Origin of the sequence: Agrococcus jejuensis, from assembly GCF_900099705.1 — a bacterium.
Lineage (GTDB): Bacteria > Actinomycetota > Actinomycetes > Actinomycetales > Microbacteriaceae > Agrococcus > Agrococcus jejuensis.
Window position 1 is genome coordinate 2835039 of the sequence record NZ_LT629695.1, and the last position, 15753, is coordinate 2850791.

Genomic DNA, 15753 nt, shown 5'->3' on the forward strand with positions numbered 1-15753 from the left:
CCGACACCGACCGACTCACACGTCGACGACGTCGGCGTGGGCGATCTCGTCGCCGGAGGCCGCGCGGATCTCGACCGCCGCCACGTCTTCGCGCAGCACGGCCGCGTTGAGGCGGCAATCGATCGTCACGTCGCTGCCGAGCATCGCGCCCGACTCGTACTCCGTGCCGTCCTCGCCCACGACGACGACCGTGAACGCCTCGCCGGCAGGCAGGCCGTCGATCGTCAGCACCGTCTCGGTGCCCCACGTGTGCGCCACGAGCGCGCCTGTGATCGCGAGCCCGGCGGGCGCCCCGACGAATGCGACGTCCTCGACGGCGCCGAGCGTGCCGGGCGGGCCTTGCACGACGGGCACCGGTCGCTCGCCGAACGCCGCGGCGCCGATGCCGACGCCGATGGCGAGGCACGCAGCGGCCCCCGCTGCGAGCGGCAGCAGCAGGCGGCGGCGACGGCGACGCGCGTCGAGGGATGCGGGCGGCGCGACCGGTGCCGACGCTGCGACGGGGCGCGTGGCAGCGTCGTCGGTGGCGCGACCGGGCGCGGCCGACGCGACCGACGCGACCGACGGAGCCGCCTCCGCCGCGCCGATCTCCGCGATCCGTGCCTCGAGCTCCGCCGACGGCTCCACGTCGCTCCACGCATCCACGCCCGAGAGGCGCGCGACGAGCGCCTCCATGTCGGCGCGCTCGGCGGCCAGGTCGGGGTGCGCGGCGTCGAGCGCTGCGAGCTCGGCCTCCTCGGCTGCCGTCAGGTCGCCGGCGAGCGCCGCGGCGATGAGCGCCTCGTGCCGGTCTGCGGTGTCGTCATGCATCGTTCGTGTCCACCTCGTCGAGGATGCCGCGCAGCGCGCGGAGTGCGGAGAAGACGCGGGTGCGCAGCGTCGCGGCGGGCACGCCCGTCGCCGCCGAGTGCTCCGCGTACGAGACGCCGTGCAGATGGATGGCGACGATCGCCTCCCGCTGCGGGGCGCTGAGCCGGGCGAGCGCCTCGACCATGCCGAGCCGCTCGAGCGGGTCGGCGACGTGGGCGATGGGCTCGGGATGCTCGTCCTGCGGCACGAGCCGGGGCCGCCGGGCCCGCGCGCGATGCGCGTCGATGACGACGCGGCGCGCGATCGCGAACAGCCAGGTGCGCTCGCTGCCGCGCTCGCCGTCGAACGTCGCCCGGGCGCGCCATGCGCGCAGGAACGTCTCCTGCACGCAGTCCTCGGCGAGCGGTCGGTCCTGCAGCGCGTTGACGGCGAAGCCCAGCAGTGCCCCGCCGTGCGCCGCGAACGCCTCCTGCGCGTCGAACGACGCGGCAGCGACGGCGGGCGCGGCATCGGCGGGTCGCTCGTGCATGCGCCCCCATCCGACCGTCCGTCGCGGCATCGCGATCGTCATCGCCGCCTCCTCACCAGGGTGCCACGCCGTGCAGCACGTCCGCAGGGGGATACGTCGCGCGAGCCTCGCGCGTTCACGACGGATCCGAGATCGCGATGAACGCACGCGCCTCCGCCGTCGTATCCCCTCGCGAGGGCCGCATCCGGGCGGCCCCGAGTCGAGGGAGCACGGCATGTTCGACCGCAGACCCATCCGCGCGATCGCGATCGGCGGCATCGCCGCTGCCGCGCTCGCCATGACGACGCCCGTCGTGGCGCAGGCGGCGACCGACGTCGCCGAGCCGAGCGAGTTCACGAGCGCGTTCGTCGTCACCGCGACGCCCGCGACCGTCATCGCCAACGACGGCACGCCCACGCCCGGCCAGGAGGGCGCGACCGGCCGCTTCGAGTACCGCGTCAACGCCGACGAGGAGATCATCTGCTTCGCGATCCGTCTCACGGGTGTCACGGGCGACTATCAGAGCCCCGCGCTCACGGCGACGCACATCCACGAGGCCGAGGCCGGCCAGCCCGGCCCGCCGCGCATCGCCTTCCCCGACCCGGTCGACGACGGCTCGGGCGTGCGCGTGAGCGAGGGATGCCTGCAGGGCCCGTTCGAGACGGGCGTGCTCGACGACGCCGGCGTCGACACGGGCGAGGGCTTCTCGCTCGCCGAGCTCGAGGCGAACCCCGCGGGCTTCACGAGCGACTCGCACACGGTCGACTTCCCCGCGGGCATCGTGCGCGGCCAGCTCGCGCGGGGCGCGCTCGAGGTCGAGGAGCCGGATGCGTTCACGAGCGCGTTCTCGGTGTCGGCGACGCCGGATGCGGTGATCGCGAACGACGGCACGGCAGCGCCGGGCGAGCCGGGGGCGACGGGCGACTTCCAGCTCCGCATCAACGCCGACGAGGAGATCATCTGCTACGCCATCACCCTCACGGGCGTGACCGGCGACTACCAGAGTCCCGCGATCACGGCGACGCACATCCACCAGGCGGCCGAGGGTGCTGCGGGTCCGCCGCGCATCGCCTTCCCGAACCCCGAGGGCTCCGGCGACACGCGCACGAGCGAGGGCTGCCTGCAGGGCCCCTTCGCGACGGGCGTGCTGAGCCCCGAGGGCGTCGACACGGGCACGGGCTTCACGCTCGCCCAGATCGAGGCCGACCCGGCCGGCTTCACGGGCGACTCGCACACGGTCGACTTCGTGCCGGGCGTCGTGCGCGGTCAGCTCGCCGAGGTCGACCTCGGCGAGGCGGCGCCCGCACCGTCGGAGGCCGAGGACGCGCTCGACGAGGCGGCGGGCTCCGACGCCGACGGCGCCGGTGCGCCGATCGGCATCGTCGTGGCGATCGTCGCCGCGCTCGCAGCGATCGTCGCGATCGCGATCGTCGTCATCCGTCGCCGCGGCGCGCGCGGCTGACGCAGCACGGGATGGGGGAGTCCGCCGCGAGGCGGGCTCCCTCGTTCTCGTGGTGGGCGCCTCGAGGCGTCAGGCGCCGCAGCGCCGCCGGCTCGTGTGCTCGTGCGCGCCGCGTACGCGACGCGGCGAGCGCGGCAGGTGCAGCACCTCGGCGAGCTGCTCGGTGACGGCCGCGGTGGCCACGGCATCGTGCTCGACGCTCGCGAGGCGCACGGGCAGCGAGCGCACGAGGCGCTCGAGGTCCCGGCGGGCGGCGGGGTCGACGTCATCGTCGTCGAGCGCTCGAGAGAGCAGCTCCACCGCGTCCCACAGTCCTGCGAGGGCGAACGCGACGGCCTTGTCGGGGTCGCGCTCCGCCCGCATGCGTCCCATCGAGCGCTCGCGGATCTCGCGAACGGTCAGTTGGGTGCTCATCGGAAATACCTCCTGCGACATAGGGTTTTCCGTTGGCGTCGATCGTACGCCCCTCGAACCACCCGGGCACTCGGCTCGCGTCCAGACGCGACGATCGTGACCCGATCGTGCACAGACGACTGCACAGACGACGATGCCCGGACCGCGAGGGTCCGGGCATCGGCGGGAAGCAGGGGGTCAGGCGGCGAAGCGCTTGCGCACGCGCTCGGCGTCCTCGGGGCCGAGGCTCCAGTGCTTGTGCTTCGTGTGGCCGAACGAGGGGCCGCCGTCGTCGGGCTCGCGCAGGAAGGCGCGGATGCGGCGGTCGGGCTGGCCGAGCTCGCGACCGAGCTCGCGCGGCGTGATGCCGTCGCCCGAAGAGGCGCGTCCACGCGAGTCGACGGCGATGGCGATCTCGTCGAGCGCCGCCCAGATGCCACGCATGGCCTCGGTCATCTCGTCGGACATGTCGCCGCGCAGCGCGCGTGCAGCGGTCTCCTCACGGATCGCCTGCAGCTTCTTGGCCGTGGACACTTCGCCTCCTCAAGTGGAGCATTCGTCATGCTTCGGAGCGATCGTACGATCCACAGGGTGAGAGGCCCGCTACCACCTCACGGGTGCGTGTCGTGGTGTATGGCCATGTCATGTCCGCGACGACTGTCGACCGACGCGCGCGACCGTGCTCGGCTCGCGCTCGCCGGGCGGCGGCTTCATCGGCACGAGCGTCGTCGCCGCGCCGCCGAGCGGTCGCCCGGTGCGCCGCTCGAAGAGCGCGAGCACGCCGCGGTGCGCCTCGTCGGGCGACGCCCAGTAGCCGATGAGGGTGCGGCGCGACCGCTCGGGCTCCGGCGTGACGGCTCGCGCGTACCACTCCTTCCGTGGCCCGAGGGCGACGACGCGGAGGATGGCGATGAGGTCGCCGGAGACCGGGTGCCGGATCTCCCACTCGACGGGCCGCATCGTCATGGGCGCGAGCGTAGGCGCAACCGTCGACACGACCGACTCGTTCGACGATCGAACGATCTGGGTGCGGGATGCGCCTGCGACGCATCCCGCATCCCACCCGATCCGGGTCAGGCGATGGCGCGCAGGCCCTCGACGAGCGGCGTCGTGGGACGGCCGATGAGCTGCGCGAGCGTGCCGTCGGTCGAGTCGAGCGCGCCCTGCGCGATGCCGGCGTCGAGCGCGGCGACGAAGCCCGCGGTGCCGGCGTCGAGGCCGGCGGCCTGCAGCGCGGCGACGTGCTCGTCGGTCGTGAGGTGCACGTACGTGACGTCGCGGCCGACGACCTCGCCGATCGCGGCGGCGAGCTCGTCGAAGGTCCACGCGACGTCGCCGGCGAGCTCGTAGGTCGTGCCCGCGTGCGCGTCGTCGAGCGCGACGACGGCGGCGGCGTCGGCGTAGTCGACGCGGCTCGCGCTCGCGACGCGACCCGTGCCTGCCGAGCCGGCGATCTCGCCGGTCTCGCGGGCGCGCGCGACGTCGGCGACGTAGTTCTCGGTGTACCAGTCGTTGCGCAGGATCGTGGCGGGGATACCCGATGCGGCGAGCAGCGCCTCGGTCTCGACGTGCTCGGGCGCGAGGGGCAGCGGCGAGGCGTCGCCGCCGTAGATGCTCGTGTAGACGATGCGGCCCACGCCTGCGGCGACGGCGGCGTCGATGACGGCCTTGTGCTGGGGGACGCGCTTGCCGGGCTCGGAGGCCGAGACGAGCACGACGGTGTCGACGCCCTCGAGCGCGGGGGCGATGGTCTCGGGGCGGTCGTAGTCGACGACCGCGGTGCGCACGCCCTCGGGGGCCTCGACGCGCTCGGGGGAGCGCGCGCCGGCGACGACGTCGGCAGGGGCTGCGCCGCGGGCGACGAGGCGCTCGACGATGAGGTGGCCGAGCTGGCCGGTGGAGCCGGTGACGAGGATGGTCATAAAGAGTCCCTTCGATGAGGCGAGCCGCGCGGTCTGCTGGCGGTCCATCGGCGTCCAGCGACGCAGCGGCACACAGCATTCCCGATCGGTGGTACCCACCTTCTGGTACGGTACTGACCCGATGGTGAGTCTTGCGGAGATCCGGGCCGAACGGCCGGGTGCGTTCACGCACGCGTGCCCGACGCGCACGGTGCTCGACCACGTCATGAGCCGCTGGGGCGTGCTCGTGCTGTGCGAGCTCGGCGAGGGAACGCGGCGCTGGAGCGAGCTGCGTCGCGAGGTCGACGGCATCAGCGAGAAGATGCTCGGCCAGACCCTGCGCATCCTCGTCGCCGACGGGCTCGTCGAGCGCGAGTCGCGCCCCACGGTGCCGCCGCACGTCGACTACCGCCTCACGCCGCTCGGGCGCGAGCTCGTCGACCGCATGCTGCCGCTGCTCGCGTGGATCGGCGACAACGCCGACGCGATGCTCGTCCCCAGCCGCGACTGACCGCAGCCGCCGCAGCCGTCTCGCTGCGTAGGCTCGATCGCATGGACGAGCGCATCGTGCACGCGTCACGCGTGGTGCAGGCACCGGCGGCGACGATCTTCGAGCTCATCGCGGATCCCGCGCGCCAGCCCGAGTGGGACGGCAACGACAACCTCGCCATCGCAGCGCCCGGCCAGCGCGTGCACGCCGTCGGCGACGTGTTCGTCATGACGATCTCGAACGGCGCCGACCGTGAGAACCACGTCGTCGCGTTCGAGGAGGGGCGCGCGATCGCATGGCGGCCGTCCGAGCCGGGTGCGGCGCAGCCCGGGCACGAGTGGCGGTGGGACGTCGAGGACCTCGGCGACGGCACGACCCGCGTGACCCACACCTACGACTGGACCGACCTGCACGACGAGCAGCGCATCCCGCGTGCGCAGGCGACGACGAGCGAGCGGCTGCTCGCGTCGGTCGAGCGGCTCGCGGCGCTCGCGGAGGCGATCGGGGATGCGGATGCCTCGGCATGGACCGAGGGCACGTCGACCGGCCCGACCACCCTCGCGCGCATCGTCGTGCTCGTGCCCGCCGACGACGCCGACGTCGTCGACGTGCTCGTGCCCGAGCTGCTCGGCACCGCCGAGGGTGCGGAGCTCGACCTCGAGGTCGTCGTCGTGCCGTCGTCGACGGTCGTCGCCGACGCGGCGAATGCGCACGCGGCCGACGACGAGCGCGTCGACGTCGCGCCGGTGCCGGTCGCATCCATCGCCGCGACGACGCTCGCCCGTGCGCTGCGCGAGGCGGCGCCGCGCGCCGACGTCGTCGTGACGGTCGGCGCCCATGGCCGCAACGATCCCGCCGAGCTGCCCGCGCTGCTCGTGCGGCTCGACGAGGGCGACGTCGACGTCGTCGTGGGTCGCGGCCTCGCGCAGGCGGCGGCACCCGGCTACGTCGCCATGCGCGCGCCCGCGGCCGCGGCGATCGCGAGCCGCGTCTCGGGCGGCGTCGGGCGCATCCCCGTGGTCGCCGCCTCGCTGGGCCTCGCGGTCGCGGGCGTCGACGTCGAGGATCGGGATGCGGGCGCGCTCGACGACGTCGTCGACGGCTGGCACGAGTGGCACGACCGCGTCGTGCTGGGTCTCCTCGACCGCCGCGTGCTGCGCATCGTCGCGGCGGTCGGCGTCGTGCTGCTCGTCGCCGGCGTGCTGCTGGGCCTCGCGCTCATCGTGCCCGCGATCCTCGGGCTCGGGGTGCTGCACGGCGCCATCGCCGCGGCGGCGCTCGTCGTCGTGGGCGTCGTCGTGACGGCGACGGGGCTCGGCCTCGACGCCGTCCGCGTCGCAGGGCGCATGCGCTCCCGCGACTCCTGAGCGATGCTGCGGGCATTCCCGACCGCGACGCGGTAGCATGGCGGCAGCACCGGCGTCCGGCCGGTCGTCGCCGTCATCTCTGGCACGACCGATCCCGCCCCTCGCCCGTCGCAGCACTCGCCGATCCGCTCCTCGCGGATCCGCCGGGCATCGACGGCGATCTCGACGCCCAGTGCGGATCACGACGACGCATGCGCGTCGAGAGGAGAGCAGTGGCAGACAGCCAGGGTGCAGGCACTGCGACGGCCGAGCGGCCGGAGCAGCGTCAGCAGCAGCAGCAGCGCCGCGAGGGCGGCATCATCCCGAGGCTCGCGCGTGCCGCGCGCGAGGTCGAGGGCAGCGTGCAGCGCGGTGCGGCGAGCCGCAGCGCTCGCGCCAAGCTCCAGGCCGCCGCGATGCTCGTGCGCGAGGAGCGCGCCCGCGTCAAGGCCGATGCCACGCTCGGCCACGAGCGCCGGGCCGAGGAGCTCAAGCGCCTCGACGGCGTCGCCCTCATCCTCGGCAAGGCCGCGTCGCGCGACCCCTCACTGCTGCCCCTGCTCGGCGAGGGCGCCCCGCCGTCGGCCGCTGCGCAGGACGCGCGCCGCACGATGCTGCAGGCCGCGGGCATCGAGGTCGAGCCCGAGCCGCAGCCCGAGCCCGACCCCGTCGTCACGATCGAGCTCGAGCGTCAGGTCGTGCCGACGTCGGTGACGGCGCAGCAGCTCGCGAACCCGTTCCTCGCGCCCGACCTCGACTCGCCGCGTCGCGCGCCGAAGCCCGACCGGCTCGCGGGCTTCGACCTGCTCGACCCGCTGTTCCACTCGTTCGAGTACGGCGCCGACGGCACGGCAGCGACGATGGAGCTGCCCGACCGGGTCGACCGCTTCACGCCGCGCGGCCTCGAGCTCATGCAGCACCAGGCGCAGCTCATCGGCGCCGTCTCCGACGGGCACCGATCGTTCCTGCTCGCCGACGAGCCAGGCCTCGGCAAGACGGCGCAGGCGCTGCTGTCGGCCGAGGCGGCGAACGCCTTCCCGCTGCTCGTCGTGAGCCCCGCCGTCGTGAAGATGAACTGGGCGCGCGAGGCCGAGCGCTGGATCCCGGGTCGCACGGTCTCGATCGTGCAGGGCGACGGCGCGGCGCTCGACGGCTTCGCCGACGTCATCGTCATCAACTACGAGGTGCTCGACCGTCACGTCGGCTGGCTGCGCAAGCACGGCTTCCGCGGCCTCGTCGTCGACGAGGCGCACTTCATCAAGAACACCACCTCGAAGCGCTCGCGCCACGTGCTCGACATCGCCTCGTCGATCCGCGCCCGCCACGCGCAGCCGCTGCTCATGGCGCTCACGGGCACGCCGCTCATCAACGACATCGAGGATTTCCGCGCCATCTGGCAGCTGCTCGGATGGATCGACGGCCGCCAGCCGAACGCGCAGCTCACCGACGCGCTCGAGGCCACGCACCTCACGCCGATGGACTCGGCGTTCTACCGCGCCGCCCGTCACGCGGTCGTCGACATGGGCATCGTGCGTCGCCGCAAGGTCGACGTCGCCGCCGACATCCCCGCCCGCACGATCGCCGACCTGCCCGTCGAGCTCGAGGCGGCAGCGGCGCGCTCGATCCGCGAGGCCGAGCGCGAGCTCGCCGCGCGCCTCGTGCAGCGGTACGACCGGGCGGTCGCGAACCGTGCCGAGCCGACCCACGGCATCGATCACGACCTCGTGCGCCGCATCGCGACGAGCGAGGTCGACGGCGACGACGGTGCCGGCACCGGCGAGAACGTCTTCCGCCTCGTGCGTCAGATCGGCACGGCGAAGGCGGCCCTCGCGGCCGACTACGCCGCGCAGCTCGCGCGCAGCGCCGGCAAGGTCGTGCTGTTCGCGAAGCACGTGGATGCGATGGACATCGCCGAGCGCACGCTCGCCGAGCGCGGCATGAAGACCGTGTCGATCCGCGGCGACCAGACGCCCACGGCTCGCCAGGCGGCGATCGACGCGTTCGTGAACGACGACTCGGTCTCGGTCGCGGTGTGCTCGCTCACGGCTGCCGGCATCGGCATCAACCTGCAGGTCGCGTCGAACATGGTGCTCGCCGAGCTCTCGTGGACCGATGCGGAGCAGACGCAGGCGATCGACCGCATCCACCGCATCGGCCAGTCGATGCCCGTCACGGTGTGGCGCATCGTCGCCGCGCACACGGTCGACACCCGCATCGCCGAGCTGCTCGACTCGAAGGCCGGCCTCGCGCAGGCAGCGCTCGACGGGATCGAGCAGGACGCGACGAGCGTCGACATGCGCCTCGAGACCCTCGTGGGTCTGCTCGAGCAGTCGCTGCGCGAGCGCGGCGACGCCTAGCCGCAGCCTCCTCGCTGCTCAGGGCTGCGCACCGCAGCCCTGAGCAGCGCCGGGTGGATGCGCACGCCCGGCCCGCGCGAGCGTGGGCGCATGGCAGACGCATCCAACCCCGCATTCTCGCCGCAGCTGCGCGCGCAGCTGCTCTCGCGCCGCGTGCTCGTGCTCGACGGCGCGCTCGACGACGACGACGGCGCCATGCTGCAGGCGCAGCTGCTGCAGCTCGCGTTCGACGATGCCCGCGCCGACATCGCCCTGTGGATCCACTCGCCCGGCGGCTCGGTGCCGTCGATGCTCGCGATCCGCGACCTCATGCGGCTCGTGCCGAACGACGTCGCGACCGTCGCGCTCGGGCTCGCGTGCTCGGCCGGGCAGTTCCTGCTGTCGGCGGGCACGCCGGGCAAGCGCATGGCGCTGCCGCACGCGCGCATCCTCATGCATCAGGGCTCGTCGGGCATCGGCGGCTCCGCGGCCGAGGTCGACGTGCAGGCCGACGACCTGCGGCACATCCGCGACACCGTGCTCGCGTGCATCGCCGACGACACGGGCCAGCCGATCGAGCGCATCTTCGAGGACTCGCTGCACGACCGCTGGTACACGGCGCAGCAGGCGCTCGACTACGGCTTCGTCGACCGCATCGTGACGTCGATCGACGAGCTGCGCCTCGATCGGGCGCCCATGGGCATCGGAGGTGCGCGATGAGCACGTACGCCATCCCGAACGTGATCGCCGAGAGCCCGCGCGGCGACCGCGTGCTCGACGTCTACTCGCATCTGCTCGCCGAGCGCATCGTCTACCTCGGCACGGGCATCGACGCGGGCGTCGCGAACGCGCTCATCGCGCAGCTGCTGCACCTGGATGCGGTCGGCGCCGAGCGCGAGATCCAGCTGTACGTGAACAGCGAGGGCGGCGACCCGCAGGCGGCGCTCGCCGTGTACGACACGATGCGGTTCGTGCGCTCGCCGATCGCGACGACGTGCGTCGGCCAGGCCGTCGGCCCCGCGGCAGTGCTCCTCGCGGCGGGCACGCCCGGGCGGCGCGCGGCGCTGCCGCACGCGCGCATCGTGCTGCACCAGCCGGCGACGAGCGCGCGCGGCACGATCCCCGACCTCATCCTCGAGGCCGACGAGCTGGGCCGCGTGCGCGGCGACCTCGAGGCGATCCTCGCCGAGCACACGGGGCAGGATGCGGCGGCGCTGCGGCACGACACCGATCGCGACCGCGTGCTCACGGCCGAGCAGGCCGTCGCGTACGGCGTGCTCGACCGCGTCGTCGAGCGGCAGGCGACGCGCGGCGTCGACCCATAGGAGGCGGGTACGGCGCGGTCAGGCGGCGAGCGCCAGCACGGCGCCGCCGCCGGCCTGTCGCGGCGCGGCGATCGGCGGCAGGGCGCGCACGGGCCGGGCGGCGAGGTCGAGCACGACGGCGCCGGCCCGCTCCGCCTCGAGCGAGCGGGCGACCTGCACCGTGAGGTCGAGCAGCGTGACGCCGAGCGCGCCCGCGATCGCCGCGACCATCTCGCTCGACGCATCCTTGCGGCCCCGCTCGACCTCCGAGAGGTACTGCGGTGCGATGCCGGCGCGGGCGGCGACGTCGGCGAGCGTCGCACCGCGGCGGATGCGCAGCGCTCGCATGCGCCTGCCGAGCACCTCGCGCCACAGCGCCTCGCGCTCGTCGGTCGCCGGGCCGTGGGTGAGGTGCGCGCTCATGCGCTCATCCCACCAGGGCGGGCGCGCGATCGACCAGTGCATCCGCTCTGAGCAGAAGGCGGCTTCGCCAGCGCCACGACGACGTTTGGTGCACGATTTGGTCCATGAGGTTCTTCGATCACTACTTCTCGGGAGATAGGCGTCGCACGCGTGAAGCAGTGAGACGTGAACGATTCGAGAGAGACCACGAGGCCGCGACGGCGCAGCACTACAGGACGGGGCCGTACACCGAGGCGCTAGTCGCAGCGAGTCATTCGCTGCGATGGTCGCTCCCGCTTGATTCTGGAACCTTTGGGCTCCTCAACTTGTCACGCGAGCGAGGGCACGCAGCAGCAGCGCTAGTGCAAGCCGCGTACTCCATCCTCTACGAGGATGGTTGGGAAGATGAGGCGTCTCGAGCGGTTCTCAGAGAGCTCACGTCGCCGGATCTGATCGAAGCGCAGCTTCTCCTTCCTGCGTTCGATGACTACGCGGATGAAGAGCTCGAGCTCCTAGCGCAGGGGGTTATTTTCTACCGGGCTGGTCAGATCCCGCTCATGGTTTCAAAGAACTCACGTGCCGCCGATGCTGAAGAGCCCGGGTTGGCGGTCCTCGTGCGCGTCGCACGCCACTACGGCCACGACGAGTTCGCGCAGAAAGTCCTCGCCTACTTCAGGCGCCTGCTAGTGGGTTACTAGGAGTCTCGACCGTCTGTGGACCGCGCGTCGGTGGCATGCGGCATCCTCGACGCATGGACGACGAGAAGGCGACGCTGCACCGCTACCTCCGCACGCATCGCGAGGCGATGCTCTGGAAGCTCGAAGGCGTCTCGGAGCGCGACGCGCGCATGCCGCGCACGGCGACGGGCTCGAACCTGCTCGGCATCGTGAAGCACACGGCGTCGGTCGAGGCGGAGTACCTGGGGCTCGTGTTCGACCGGCCGTGGCCCGAGCCCATGCCGTGGATGGACGGTGGACCCAACGAGGACATGTGGGCGACGCCCGACGAGACGATCGACGTCGTCGTCGACCGCTGGCGACGCATCCACGCGCACGCCGACGCGACGATCGACGCCCTGCCGCTCGACGCGGTCGGCCGCGTGCCGTGGTGGGGCGACGACGGCATGGACGTCACGCTGCACCGGATCCTCGTGCACCTCACGTGCGAGATGGCGCGGCATGCGGGCCACATGGACATCCTGCGCGAGGAGATCGACGGCGCCGCGGGCTTCCGCGTCGACGCGCCGAACCTGCCCGGCGAGGGCGCCGACTGGTGGACGGGCTACGTCGCGCGCCTGCGCGAGGTCGCCGAGGCTGCGCCGGCCGACTGACCGTTCAGTACCCGAGTTCTGCCCGGCGCCGAAGCTTGCTCGGGTCGGGCTGCACGGCGAGGCCGGCGGCGACCTGAAGGTCATCGATCCGCTGGAGTTCCTCACGCAGCGGGTCATCTTCGCCGACGCGCTCCCAACGAACCTTCGTCCTTAGATCCGGAGTGATCGTGAGGTATCCAGTGTCGAATGCTCGATCCACGAAGGTCGACAGGCAAATGCCGTTCGATGGGTCAGCGCGGACCTGGTCGTCCTTGCTCCAGGGAATGATGTGCGAGGCGACGAGAAACTCCTTCGTGCCGATTCCCGTCACCGCGCAACGCCAACCGAAGTTGCTCTTCACCATTCGCGCGAACACTGCCTGAGTGCTCCCGCGAACTTTCGTCGTTGCGAACCGGTCTGGGACCGAGAAGTCTCCTCCGTCTACCCGGGCCTGGATCTCGGCGACGAGTACCGGGTCGAACTCAGAGCGCTCGGCGAGTTGGTCATCGTCAACGGCCAACGATGCAACCTCGAAGGCATACGCGCCCTGACCGTCGAAGGTGATCGAATCGGAAAGCCGGCGGTGGACCCAGACGGCATCGTTCGAGACGTCGTCTGCTCGCTGGAAGACTCCGAGGAACTTGTAGTAGCGCCGGCCGCTGCGAGGCTTCACGTGCCCGAAGGCGATGACAATGTCTCGATTGCGTTGTTGCATCACATCCGAGAAGCGTCCGTTCTCCCGGGGGCGCATCTCGATCTCATTGCCATCGGAGGTGAGGACGTTGTCCCAATCGCCGTTCGGGTAGATCTTCGGGAACCAGAGGTCGACGTTGGCGTCGATGGTGATGATTGCCCGCTGGTGACCGGCGTAGTCCCGCCCGAAGAGGCGCGCGACTTCGACGTGCGTGGGAAAGGGAACGTTGTCGTCTACGTGGAGGACGCCGCGATCGAGCAGATCTCCGATCCATCGTTCGTCAGTCCTGGTCCTCAACTCATGCTCGGGGGTGAGCGTCGGTCGGCCACCGTCGATCGGCAGTCGATCAGCGAACATCTTGTAGCACTCCCAGCGATCGAGCGCCGCTTGCTGTTCGACGTCTTCCAGCGTGGCCGTCCGGATGCGAGGGGCGCGAAGGTATCCATCACCGATCGTTCCGTTCTTGCGAACGCACAACGCGGAGAGCGAAGGCTGCCCGTGTGCGACGGCGATACCCGCGACGTCCTCGAGCACACGCCCGATCCAGCTGGGGAGCCGCTTTCGCGTGAACAGTCCGGTCTCACGCTGGATCTCGTCGGCGAGCTCGGCGTACGTGATCGTCCGGTTGTACTGCCTGGCGATGGCGGTCAGGCGAGTGTGCGCCGCAAGCGCCCAGGCATCGAACGCTTGAGCTTCCGGGACTTGCGTTCCATCGAGTCGTTCCGCCACTGACTACGCTCCCTCGTCGAGCAACACCGTGTTGCTCGGTCGAAGGTAGCGCGCAAAATCGTTGATTGCCTGGGCGCTCGTCAGGCGTGCACGAGGCGCGCAGCCTCGATGCGCTCGCGCGCGATGGTCTCGGCCGCCTCGAGCGGCGTGATGCCTCGCTCCCGCGCGGTGGCGAAGACGCGCCGCGCCGTGTCGCCGATGCCGAGCAGCCGCTGCTCGACCTCGACAGCAGGTGCGCCCGCGTCGAGCAGGGTGAGGTGGATGACGCCGCCCGCATTGACGACGAAGTCGGGCGCGTAGACGATGCCGCGCTCGGCGAGCTCGAGCGCGCCGACGCGCTCGTCGAGCGGGTTGTTCGCCGGGCCGACGACGGCCCGCACGGGCAGCGTGCGGATTGCGGATGCCGTGAGCACGCCGCCGAGGCCGGCGGGCACGAAGACGTCGGCGGGCGTCGTGAGCGCGTCCTCGGGCGCGATCCAGCGAGCGCCGAGCTCGTCGGCGAGCGCGCGCTTCGTCGGCACGACGTCGGTGACGATGAGGTCGGCGCCGGCGTCGGCGAGCATCCGCGCGAGGCGGCCGCCGACCTGGCCGAGGCCCGAGACGACGAACGAGCGGCCGGCGATCGTCGCGTCGCCGAACGCCTCCTCGAGCGTCGGCGCGACGGAGGCGAAGACGCCGAGCGCCGTGCCGACGGCCGGTTCGCCGACGCCGCCGGCCTCAGCGGGCAGGCCCACGACGTGGGCGGTGCGCTCGCGCACCACGAGCATGTCGTGCTCGGTCGTGCCAACGTCCTCGGCCGTGCGGTAGCGGCCGTCGAGCGTCTCGACGAGGTCGCCGAGGTCGAGGAGCGCCGCGCGGCGCAGGTCGTCGCTCAGCACCGTGCCCATCGGCAGCGCGATCACCGACTTGCCGCCGCCCGCATCGAGGCCCGCCGCCGCGTTCTTCAGCGTCATGGCAGCCGACAGCCGCAGCGCATCCGCCTGCCCATCCGCCCATGTCGGGTAGGTCCACATGCGGCAGCCGCCGAGGGCGGGGCCGAGGACCGAGGAGTGGAGGGCGACCGTGATGGCCAGGCCCGACCTCGATCCGGATGCGGTGACGACGTGCTCGTGGGCGAGCTCGGGGATGGCGCTCATGGCGTTCGCTCCTGGTGCTTCGGGTCGCCGCGGATCGCGCGGCGTGCACCCATCGTGGTCCCGCCATGCCAGGCGCGCAATCGAGGCGCGCCGGAGTGTGCAGGATGCGCCGCAACCCTGACCGCGCGACGCATCCTGCGCATCCTCAGCGGGTCGTGACGGCTCCAGCGTCGTGCACGACCTCGCCGCCCACGATCGTCGCGCCCACGCGCACCTCCGAGCGGCTGCAGCGCGTCGCCCGCGCGCTCGAGGAGTGACGCGTCAGCGCGCGGCGGCGCGACGGGCGATGCCCTGGCGCACGGCGGAGATGCTGTAGCCGACGGTCGAGATCACGTGCAGCACGAGGCCCACGACGAGCAGCACGTACGCCGGGATCGTCAGCCACGGCAGCACCGTGACGGCGGCGACGAGGAAGACGAGGCCGAAGAACAGCACGGCCGTGCGGATCTTGCCGATCCACGTGACCGGCAGGCGCCCCTCGGCCGCCGCCTTCACGCCGAGGATCGTCGCGAGCAGGTCGAAGGCGATGAGCACGGCGAGCATCCACCACGGCAGCGCGCCGATGACGGCGAGCGTCACCGCGATGACGGCGGTGCCGAGGCGGTCGACGAACGGGTCGAGCTTCGCGCCGATCACCGACACCTGATCCAGACGCCTGGCGAGCTGCCCGTCGATCCAGTCGGTCGACGCCCACACGCCAAGCAGCACGACCGGCAGCCAGTCGCCCTCGCCGCCCTGCAGCAGCACGACGACCACGGGCACGATGAGCAGGAACCGCATCACCGTCACGAGGTTCGGGATCGTGGCCCAGCCCGCATCGCGCTGCGTCGACTCCATGGCGCCAGTCTGGCAGCATGGGGCACCTGCCTGCGGCACGTGCCGCGGACCGTGTCGCCCGATCTCGGCGACAGGGGAATGCTCGCCGCCGACGCC

General features: G+C 72.3%; 18 protein-coding genes. 8 read left to right on the forward strand and 10 right to left on the reverse strand.

What is annotated here, in order from left to right; all coding sequences use genetic code 11:
• Positions 1-15: 15 nt before the first annotated feature.
• A complete protein-coding gene (locus tag BLQ67_RS13410) occupies positions 16-810 on the reverse strand; it encodes a hypothetical protein (RefSeq protein ID WP_092505847.1) in 795 nt (264 codons plus the stop codon).
• Complete coding sequence (locus BLQ67_RS13415; protein ID WP_092506950.1) at positions 803-1339, reverse strand: RNA polymerase sigma factor; 537 nt, start codon at positions 1337-1339, stop codon at positions 803-805. Before BLQ67_RS13415 ends, BLQ67_RS13410 begins: the two co-directional genes overlap by 8 nt.
• A 214-nt stretch (positions 1340-1553) precedes the next feature.
• Between BLQ67_RS13415 and BLQ67_RS16910 the strand changes: the two genes are divergently transcribed.
• Positions 1554-2780 carry a CHRD domain-containing protein gene (locus BLQ67_RS16910; RefSeq protein ID WP_231945058.1) on the forward strand — a complete coding sequence of 409 codons (1227 nt, stop codon included), beginning with the start codon at positions 1554-1556 and terminating at the stop codon, positions 2778-2780.
• 69 nt (positions 2781-2849) lie between these two features.
• Here the strand turns inward: BLQ67_RS16910 and BLQ67_RS13425 are convergent, their stop codons facing one another.
• The 4 genes from BLQ67_RS13425 to BLQ67_RS13440 form a co-directional block, all read right to left on the reverse strand.
• Complete coding sequence (locus BLQ67_RS13425; protein WP_157674849.1) at positions 2850-3194, reverse strand: hypothetical protein; 345 nt, start codon at positions 3192-3194, stop codon at positions 2850-2852.
• A gap of 177 nt (positions 3195-3371) precedes the next feature.
• Complete coding sequence (locus tag BLQ67_RS13430) at positions 3372-3707, reverse strand: hypothetical protein (RefSeq protein ID WP_092505851.1); 336 nt, start codon at positions 3705-3707, stop codon at positions 3372-3374.
• A 108-nt stretch (positions 3708-3815) separates the two neighbouring features.
• Complete coding sequence (locus BLQ67_RS13435; RefSeq protein ID WP_092505853.1) at positions 3816-4139, reverse strand: hypothetical protein; 324 nt, start codon at positions 4137-4139, stop codon at positions 3816-3818.
• Positions 4140-4246: 107 nt separating this feature from the next.
• Positions 4247-5095, reverse strand: a complete 849-nt coding sequence (locus BLQ67_RS13440; RefSeq protein ID WP_092505855.1) for an SDR family oxidoreductase — start codon at positions 5093-5095, stop codon at positions 4247-4249.
• Positions 5096-5216: 121 nt separating this feature from the next.
• Here BLQ67_RS13440 and BLQ67_RS13445 point away from each other — a divergent pair, with 121 nt between their 5' ends.
• The 5 genes from BLQ67_RS13445 to BLQ67_RS13465 all read left to right on the forward strand — a co-directional run bounded on the left by BLQ67_RS13445 (position 5217) and on the right by BLQ67_RS13465 (position 10571).
• The gene (locus BLQ67_RS13445; protein WP_092505857.1) at positions 5217-5585 is read left to right on the forward strand and encodes a winged helix-turn-helix transcriptional regulator; all 369 of its coding nucleotides are present in this window, start codon (positions 5217-5219) and stop codon (positions 5583-5585) included.
• Positions 5586-5626: 41 nt separating this feature from the next.
• Positions 5627-6931: an SRPBCC family protein gene (locus BLQ67_RS17020; RefSeq protein WP_092505859.1), complete on the forward strand. Its 1305-nt coding sequence runs from the start codon at positions 5627-5629 to the stop codon at positions 6929-6931.
• Positions 6932-7122: 191 nt separating this feature from the next.
• Positions 7123-9267 carry a DEAD/DEAH box helicase gene (locus tag BLQ67_RS13455; RefSeq protein WP_092505861.1) on the forward strand — a complete coding sequence of 715 codons (2145 nt, stop codon included), beginning with the start codon at positions 7123-7125 and terminating at the stop codon, positions 9265-9267.
• 90 nt (positions 9268-9357) lie between these two features.
• Positions 9358-9966, forward strand: coding sequence for a ClpP family protease (locus tag BLQ67_RS13460; protein ID WP_092505863.1), 609 nt, complete (start codon positions 9358-9360; stop codon positions 9964-9966).
• Positions 9963-10571: a ClpP family protease gene (locus tag BLQ67_RS13465; RefSeq protein WP_092505865.1), complete on the forward strand. Its 609-nt coding sequence runs from the start codon at positions 9963-9965 to the stop codon at positions 10569-10571. The genes BLQ67_RS13460 and BLQ67_RS13465 overlap by 4 nt, the downstream gene beginning before the upstream one ends.
• A gap of 18 nt (positions 10572-10589) precedes the next feature.
• Here the strand turns inward: BLQ67_RS13465 and BLQ67_RS13470 are convergent, their stop codons facing one another.
• A complete protein-coding gene (locus BLQ67_RS13470; protein ID WP_092506952.1) occupies positions 10590-10973 on the reverse strand; it encodes a helix-turn-helix domain-containing protein in 384 nt (127 codons plus the stop codon).
• 104 nt (positions 10974-11077) lie between these two features.
• Here BLQ67_RS13470 and BLQ67_RS16505 point away from each other — a divergent pair, with 104 nt between their 5' ends.
• A complete protein-coding gene (locus tag BLQ67_RS16505; protein WP_157674850.1) occupies positions 11078-11650 on the forward strand; it encodes a hypothetical protein in 573 nt (190 codons plus the stop codon).
• Between the two features lie 53 nt (positions 11651-11703).
• Positions 11704-12282: a DinB family protein gene (locus BLQ67_RS13480; protein ID WP_172802336.1), complete on the forward strand. Its 579-nt coding sequence runs from the start codon at positions 11704-11706 to the stop codon at positions 12280-12282.
• Between the two features lie 4 nt (positions 12283-12286).
• On the opposite strand, the gene BLQ67_RS13485 is transcribed toward BLQ67_RS13480, so the two are convergent.
• The 3 genes from BLQ67_RS13485 to BLQ67_RS13495 all read right to left on the reverse strand — a co-directional run bounded on the left by BLQ67_RS13485 (position 12287) and on the right by BLQ67_RS13495 (position 15657).
• On the reverse strand, positions 12287-13684 hold the full coding sequence (locus BLQ67_RS13485; RefSeq protein ID WP_092505871.1) for an HNH endonuclease: 1398 nt from the start codon (positions 13682-13684) through the stop codon (positions 12287-12289).
• Positions 13685-13764: 80 nt separating this feature from the next.
• Positions 13765-14820, reverse strand: coding sequence for a Glu/Leu/Phe/Val dehydrogenase family protein (locus BLQ67_RS13490; protein WP_092505873.1), 1056 nt, complete (start codon positions 14818-14820; stop codon positions 13765-13767).
• Between the two features lie 261 nt (positions 14821-15081).
• Entirely contained in the window at positions 15082-15657 is a 576-nt protein-coding gene (locus BLQ67_RS13495) for a CDP-alcohol phosphatidyltransferase family protein (RefSeq protein ID WP_092505875.1), read from the reverse strand.
• Positions 15658-15753 lie beyond the last annotated feature (96 nt).

Bases quoted from the DNA above. Each gene is read 5' to 3' on its own strand.
- BLQ67_RS13435 (WP_092505853.1), bottom strand. From the start codon at position 4,139: ATGACGATGCGGCCCGTCGAGTGGGAGATCCGGCACCCGGTCTCCGGC.
- BLQ67_RS13460 (WP_092505863.1), top strand. From the start codon at position 9,358: ATGGCAGACGCATCCAACCCCGCATTCTCGCCGCAGCTGCGCGCGCAG.
- BLQ67_RS13465 (WP_092505865.1), top strand. From the start codon at position 9,963: ATGAGCACGTACGCCATCCCGAACGTGATCGCCGAGAGCCCGCGCGGC.
- BLQ67_RS17020 (WP_092505859.1), top strand. From the start codon at position 5,627: ATGGACGAGCGCATCGTGCACGCGTCACGCGTGGTGCAGGCACCGGCG.
- BLQ67_RS13440 (WP_092505855.1), bottom strand. From the start codon at position 5,095: ATGACCATCCTCGTCACCGGCTCCACCGGCCAGCTCGGCCACCTCATC.
- BLQ67_RS13425 (WP_157674849.1), bottom strand. From the start codon at position 3,194: ATGAGCACCCAACTGACCGTTCGCGAGATCCGCGAGCGCTCGATGGGA.
- BLQ67_RS13470 (WP_092506952.1), bottom strand. From the start codon at position 10,973: ATGAGCGCGCACCTCACCCACGGCCCGGCGACCGACGAGCGCGAGGCG.
- BLQ67_RS13410 (WP_092505847.1), bottom strand. From the start codon at position 810: ATGCATGACGACACCGCAGACCGGCACGAGGCGCTCATCGCCGCGGCG.
- BLQ67_RS13445 (WP_092505857.1), top strand. From the start codon at position 5,217: ATGGTGAGTCTTGCGGAGATCCGGGCCGAACGGCCGGGTGCGTTCACG.
- BLQ67_RS16505 (WP_157674850.1), top strand. From the start codon at position 11,078: ATGAGGTTCTTCGATCACTACTTCTCGGGAGATAGGCGTCGCACGCGT.
- BLQ67_RS13415 (WP_092506950.1), bottom strand. From the start codon at position 1,339: ATGCACGAGCGACCCGCCGATGCCGCGCCCGCCGTCGCTGCCGCGTCG.
- BLQ67_RS13490 (WP_092505873.1), bottom strand. From the start codon at position 14,820: ATGAGCGCCATCCCCGAGCTCGCCCACGAGCACGTCGTCACCGCATCC.
- BLQ67_RS13455 (WP_092505861.1), top strand. From the start codon at position 7,123: ATGCGCGTCGAGAGGAGAGCAGTGGCAGACAGCCAGGGTGCAGGCACT.
- BLQ67_RS13495 (WP_092505875.1), bottom strand. From the start codon at position 15,657: ATGGAGTCGACGCAGCGCGATGCGGGCTGGGCCACGATCCCGAACCTC.
- BLQ67_RS16910 (WP_231945058.1), top strand. From the start codon at position 1,554: ATGTTCGACCGCAGACCCATCCGCGCGATCGCGATCGGCGGCATCGCC.
- BLQ67_RS13480 (WP_172802336.1), top strand. From the start codon at position 11,704: ATGGACGACGAGAAGGCGACGCTGCACCGCTACCTCCGCACGCATCGC.